Annotated in this window: 6 protein-coding genes; 1 reads left to right on the top strand and 5 read right to left on the bottom strand. The window is 39.5% G+C overall.

Translation table 11 applies throughout. The annotated features are described in order from the left end of the window. Positions 1-45 precede the first annotated feature (45 nt). The 3 genes from mutL to AC559H_RS17090 form a co-directional block, all read right to left on the bottom strand. A complete protein-coding gene (gene mutL, locus AC559H_RS17100; RefSeq protein ID WP_237745601.1) occupies positions 46-1,764 on the bottom strand; it encodes a DNA mismatch repair endonuclease MutL in 1,719 nt (572 codons plus the stop codon). A 126-nt stretch (positions 1,765-1,890) separates the two neighbouring features. Next, on the bottom strand, positions 1,891-3,030 hold the full coding sequence (locus tag AC559H_RS17095; RefSeq protein ID WP_043937739.1) for an ATP-binding protein: 1,140 nt from the start codon (positions 3,028-3,030) through the stop codon (positions 1,891-1,893). Positions 3,031-3,184: 154 nt separating this feature from the next. Then, positions 3,185-3,694, bottom strand: coding sequence for an acyl-CoA thioesterase (locus tag AC559H_RS17090; protein WP_043939025.1), 510 nt, complete (start codon positions 3,692-3,694; stop codon positions 3,185-3,187). A gap of 114 nt (positions 3,695-3,808) precedes the next feature. Here AC559H_RS17090 and AC559H_RS17085 point away from each other — a divergent pair, with 114 nt between their 5' ends. Continuing rightward, on the top strand, positions 3,809-4,663 hold the full coding sequence (locus tag AC559H_RS17085) for a universal stress protein (RefSeq protein ID WP_026787681.1): 855 nt from the start codon (positions 3,809-3,811) through the stop codon (positions 4,661-4,663). A 199-nt stretch (positions 4,664-4,862) separates the two neighbouring features. Here the strand turns inward: AC559H_RS17085 and psbM are convergent, their stop codons facing one another. After that, positions 4,863-4,976 carry a photosystem II reaction center protein PsbM gene (psbM, locus tag AC559H_RS17080; protein WP_026787680.1) on the bottom strand — a complete coding sequence of 38 codons (114 nt, stop codon included), beginning with the start codon at positions 4,974-4,976 and terminating at the stop codon, positions 4,863-4,865. Between the two features lie 202 nt (positions 4,977-5,178). After that, positions 5,179-5,766 carry a Uma2 family endonuclease gene (locus tag AC559H_RS17075; RefSeq protein WP_026795499.1) on the bottom strand — a complete coding sequence of 196 codons (588 nt, stop codon included), beginning with the start codon at positions 5,764-5,766 and terminating at the stop codon, positions 5,179-5,181. Between the last annotated feature and the right edge of the window lie 22 nt (positions 5,767-5,788).

Here is a 5,788-nt window from a genome sequence, read left to right as displayed (position 1 = left end):
TGGAGGATGTGTAATTAATTTTGTTTAGGTACTTAACAAAACTTCCTAAATTCCATGACTTTTCCCAATCACCCAATTCCGACGGAAAAAACGGGATAGGGCCGATTCTTCTAATTGTAAAACAATTGGACGACCATGGGGACAGGTGCGAGGATTGCGGGTTTTCATCCATTGATCTAATATAGTTTGCATTTGGCTTAAACTCAGGGGTGTGCCATTTTTAATCGCACTCCGACAGGCGGTGGCAACTTGGGCGGTTTGTAAATCTCCTCCTAAACTTAATTCTAATAAGGCTTCTGGACAATCACTGCGTTTAATTAATAATTCCGGTGCATTTCTAACTACCCAAACCCCGTCTCCAAAGGGATCAACTTCTAATCCTAAACGCTGCATTTGTTCTAATTGTGCTGTTGATAAGGATTGTAAAATAATGCCGGGTTCGAGGGGAATTAATCGCCATTGATCACAGATTTGTTCATATAAAATCCGTTCATGGGCAATATGTTGTTCAATTAACCATAATCCGCTAGAATGTTCGGCAATAATATAGGTATTTAGAACTTGAGCGATCGCTTTTATTTCTAATATTCCTAATTCAGTTTGAGATCTTTGAGTATCTAATTGAGTTTCGGAATTAATGTTATAATTTCCCTTGTCTTCTGATACTTTCAATAACTTCTCAATGCGATTTTGAGTCGGAGAAATTCTCTCAAAATTTAACCTTAAAGCCCGTTCAATTCCTTGACTAATAAGCTCTTGCCATTGGTTCAAATTCTGGAGATAAACTTCACTTTTATCAGGGTTTTTATTCCAGTCTATTTGTTCTGGTAATAAGTGTAAATGTACAAAACAAATGGGATAGCGATCGCGGGGACAGGTGCGGGCGAGGGCGGTTAATAGGGTTTGTTCTAATTCCGGCGATCGCACCATTCGGCCATTAATAGCAACCTTCACCCAATCGGGTCGGCGACGTGAAGCGCGATCGGGTAATCCTAATATTAATTCAATGTCTTTTAAGTTAATATTATCATAATCTGGCGGAATTTTCAAATAAAATAAATCACTGAATTGAATATTTTTAATAATCTGGGGTAAAATCTGTTGAGCATTCACCCCCGGACTAATTTGAAACCAAGGATTATTGCCTTGACGCAGTTGCCAAGTTACTTGGGGATGACATAAAGCAATTTGCTGAATTATTAACTGAATACCGCGCAATTGTTGAGCCGAAGCAGGTAAAGATTGGCGTCGATTTTGCCAATTTTCAAACAAATTAGAAACTGTAATAACTGTTCCCTGGGCGACAGCAATAGTTTCGGTTTTAACAACTTCTCCTTGATGATTATAACTAATACGCCAACCGGAATTAGCAAGGGAAGGAGAACTAGGACGGCTAATAATTTCTAAATCCGATAATTGGGCTAAACTGTGTAAGGCTTCCCCCCGAAATCCTAAACTATTAATTTGAAATAAATCGGTAATCGTGTTGATTTTGCTGGTACTATGGGCGACGGCGGCTTGCTTTAAATTCGTTAAGTCCATTCCTAAACCATTATCTACCACTTGCACTCGCCAAGACTCCGGCCATACTGAAATTGTAATCCGGTTTGCTTGGGCATCTAAGGCATTTTCAACTAATTCCCGAACCACCGCCACTAAGGAGTCAATGACTTCACTCGCCGCAATTAAATTAACGACATCTTCAGGGAGAGGACGAATAGAATTCAAGGGAATAGGTAATGGGTAATGGGTAATGGGGATCACGGATTTAAGAGGATTTCACGGATTTCACGGATTTTAATCTGTGTTAATCTGCGTCATCCTCTTGAATCCGTGATCGGGAATGGGTAATGGGTTTTGGGTTTTGGGTTTTGGGTAATAGGTTTAATTCTAGTTTAATTTGACTTCTTCGGCAACTTCAGCGTGCATTTCTTTTAGTTGAGTTTGGGGTAGTTTAATATAAAAAGTAGTGCCTTGATGGGGAACGGATTTAAACCGAATTTGACCGCCATGGGCATCAATAATAGATTTAGCAATCGCAGTTCCTAACCCCGTACCACTGCGTTTTCCATGGGTAACAAAGGCATCAAATAAATGTTCACGAATCATATCAGGAATTCCAGGGCCATTATCAGCAATGGCAATTTCCGTCCAATCTCCCGTTAATTTAGCTGTGATTAAAATAGTTCCTCCTGGTTTTTCAAAGGCTTCTACCGCATTTCCAACTAAATTTTGAAATACTCGAATCAGTTTATTTTCATCGACATAAATTTGACAATTTTCATCAGTTTGCACAGAAAATTTAACCTGGGTCGATTGAAAATAAACCCGATTTAATTTTTCAAAACGTTGCAGCATTTTTGCCACAGAAATTGATTTTCTGTATAAAAGTGTACTGCCTTTAGTAAATTCTAATACTTCCTCTGCCATGCCTAACATCCGTTGAATCTGCATAGAAATCAAATCACACCATTCTTGAGTTTCTTCATCGGGGTGCATTTCTTTGAGCATGGAACTGGATAACTGAATTCCGGTAAAGGGACTCCTAAAATCATGCAAAATGGTATTAACCATTTCCCCAACTAATTCCATTTTTTCTTTATGGACTAATTGATGGACATATTGATTCGTAGTAACGCGCAAATGACTAATAATATAAGCAAATAAATTCAGAATCACTTTACCCTTAGCATTGCTTAAAATTTGCAGCAAATCCGGTTGAGAAATTTTAGCTAATTTCACCTGTCCGGCGGTTATTGCCCTGGCACTGCGAGGTTGTCCATCTAAGACTCCAAATTCTCCAAAAAAGTCATTAGCTTGGGCAACAGCAATGGTTTGATATTGGCTCAATGGAACTTCTTTTTTAAACTCCACCCGACCTTCTAAGACTAAATATAAAAAATTAGGAGCTTCTCCCTCTTCAAAAATAATATGTTGGTCTGCAAACTGTTCAACTATGGCTATTTCACAGAGTTGTTGAGCTTCGGGAAGTTCAAAATAGCTAAGAAATCGGTGGGAGGATATATCCATTTTTATAACCCGGGTTGTGATCAAAAATTAGGGTAATCTGGTTTGGTGATATTCAGTATCGGAATTAATCAATTTGAGGGCTGAAAAAGGCAGCTTTCAATAAGGGCAAATTGCTTTTGGAGATTAGAAAAATACAACCGAATAGTATAATAAATTATAGCGTAGATGTTCCCAGTAGTTGAGCCAAAGATGTTTGCAATACCGGGGGTAAACGACGCATAATTTTCCCCGTTTTTCCATCAATAGGAACCAAAGTCACTTGGGCGCTGAGATAGTGGGATTGGCCATCTAGGGATTCAATCCGGTATTCCCAGGGAATTCGTACCCCCTTAATCAGTAGAATTCGACTTTTAACCACAGCCTGCATTCCCATTTTCACGGGTTTATGGTAGCGAATGTTCAACTCGATAACGGGTAATTCGCAACCCATTTCTACTAAGGTATGATACTCTAATCCCGCCAAACGTAACCGTTCTACCCGGGCTTCTTCCATCCAAGATATATAGGTTCCATGCCAAACAATACCACCATAATCGGTATGGTGGGGAGAAACCCGCACAACATAGTCAAACCAAGGGGTTGACCAGGAGGTATCCTTTGAGGACGGGGACTGGGGGAAAGGATTTGTTTCAAACACTTTACAAATAGATTTAGAACGCAACATTTCTACAAATTATCTGTCAACACGGGGGATTATTCTAGGTATGGATACTGTTTAATCCGTGTCGGGTAGATCTGACCCCTGATAAATCACCTATTTTAATCACAAGGAAAATCCATGATAAAAAAAATTCTAGTTGCGGTTGCTGGTCGGGGATTATGCGAAGAAATGCTGAATATGATGTTGGATATCCCCTCTTTCCAGCAAGCATCGGTCACGCTTCTACACGTTGTTTTCCCTGAAGTGAGTTCGGATACGATGTCGGAAAAGTTAACTGAGGCTGGGAAAATTCTGGCAGAAGCTGTTACCTCAATTAAACTCGACCCCAAGCAAATTAATCCTCTACTCAAACAAGGTGATCCTAAAGATATCGTTTGTCAAGTGGCCAACGAGGAAGATGTGGATTTAATTATTATGGGTTCCCGGGGTTTAGGACTTCTACAAGCGATTCTGGAAAACTCCGTCAGTCAGTATGTGTTTCAACTCACCACTCGTCCGATGCTATTAGTCAAGGACGATATCTATGTCAAAAAACTGCGTAAAATTATGGTGGCGGTGGATAATTCCGAAGCATCCAAACAGTGTTTACAATTGGCAATTTCCTTTGCTAAAGATATCGCTGGGACTCAACTAATTTTAGTCCACATTAATAAAGATATATCAGGGAAATCGAGCCAAGATTTCAGTAATAATGCCGAAAAAGATCCTATTTTAGCCCCGGCAATTGAAGAAGTAAAACGCATGGGAATCAGCTATCGTTGTGTTAGTGGGATTGGTAAACCAGGCCCAGAATTGTGTCGAGTTGCTGAAGAAGTGAATGCTGATTTATTGATGTTAGGTTCCCCAGACCGTCGCCCTAACGTTGCCAAGAGTTTCATCGACTTAGACAGATTGTTGGGCAGTTCCCTCTCAGATTATGTCCGAGTTTATGCTAATTGTCCTGTGTTGTTAACACGGACAACGGCAAAATAATCCACTCTGAATTAACAAATAAGTAGTTGCACAAAATAAATTACCTAGTTGAGAGAGGGAACACCGGAACAGCCCCCCCCAAACCCAGGGCTGTTTCATTTTACGGCGGGGTGGATGTCAAAATAAAAAGCGCCACAGTAACAGTCTGATGGCGCTTTTTTTGAATTAAAATTCAATCAAAATTCAGGAAAAACTGGTATTAACCTTGTTTACCATCCTGACTTTGGGTTTGAATATACAGAATCAACAGAAAAACCGCAGGAACTGACACAAACAAAATGCTGGCAACAAATCCTAAATCATTAACTTGCATAATTACCCTACCTTAACTTAAATGGGAAATTCAAATACCTCTAGGATATCATTAATTAGCGTTTTTGAATAGATTGATTTTATAGTGGGGAATAGGGAATTACGAATGGGTTTTGGGTTTTGGGTGATATTCAGCGAGCGAGGACGCTCGCACTGCTTCTGCTCCCTCTGCCGCCCCTGTTCCAGTTTAAATACTTAATAGCTTACCAAATCGAAGTTAAATCCAATACAAAACCGGGCAAAATATCCTCGCCTGAAACTTGATTAGGGTGTGCCAAGATTTCCACATTTTGATGCAGACGATAAACTTCAATTTGTTGCTGTTTACGATTAATTAACCAACCTAATTTTGCCCCATTCTCCTGATATTCTTGCATTTTTTGACGAGTTTTTTCTAAACTATCACTTGGAGACATTAATTCCACCACAAAATCAGGACACAAAGGCACAAATTTATCCTGTTGTTCGGGTGTTAAAGATTCCCAACGTTCTCGACTTACCCAGGACGCATCAGGGGCGCGGTTAGCACCATTAGGCAGGGTAAAACCCGTATTAGAATCAAAAACTTCACCTAAATTATTCTGACGTTTCCAGACTAAAAGTTGAAAAATTAAATCGGCATTCCGTTTACCTGTATTTCCTCCAGTTGGTGGCATAATAATTAACTCTCCTGAAGTCGTGCGTTCAAATTGAAAATCATTATTTTCTTGACACAATTGCCAAAATTGTTCCGATGTTAAATCCAGTTTTAATTTTAAAATCGGCGGTAAAGTCAGAATATTGGTTTCCATAATAATTTGGGTTTTTGAAGGG

It is taken from the genome of Planktothrix prolifica NIVA-CYA 540 (assembly GCF_963864145.1).
GTDB lineage: Bacteria > Cyanobacteriota > Cyanobacteriia > Cyanobacteriales > Microcoleaceae > Planktothrix > Planktothrix agardhii.
The sequence above is the reverse complement of the archived record's forward strand: the minus strand, read 5'-3'. Positions and strand labels throughout refer to the sequence as shown.

What these genes read in the sequence shown, in the direction of transcription:
- AC559H_RS17090 (WP_043939025.1), bottom strand. Translation starts at nt 3,694, where the DNA reads ATGTTGCGTTCTAAATCTATTTGTAAAGTGTTTGAAACAAATCCTTTC.
- AC559H_RS17085 (WP_026787681.1), top strand. Translation starts at nt 3,809, where the DNA reads ATGATAAAAAAAATTCTAGTTGCGGTTGCTGGTCGGGGATTATGCGAA.
- psbM (WP_026787680.1), bottom strand. Translation starts at nt 4,976, where the DNA reads ATGCAAGTTAATGATTTAGGATTTGTTGCCAGCATTTTGTTTGTGTCA.
- AC559H_RS17075 (WP_026795499.1), bottom strand. Translation starts at nt 5,766, where the DNA reads ATGGAAACCAATATTCTGACTTTACCGCCGATTTTAAAATTAAAACTG.
- AC559H_RS17095 (WP_043937739.1), bottom strand. Translation starts at nt 3,030, where the DNA reads ATGGATATATCCTCCCACCGATTTCTTAGCTATTTTGAACTTCCCGAA.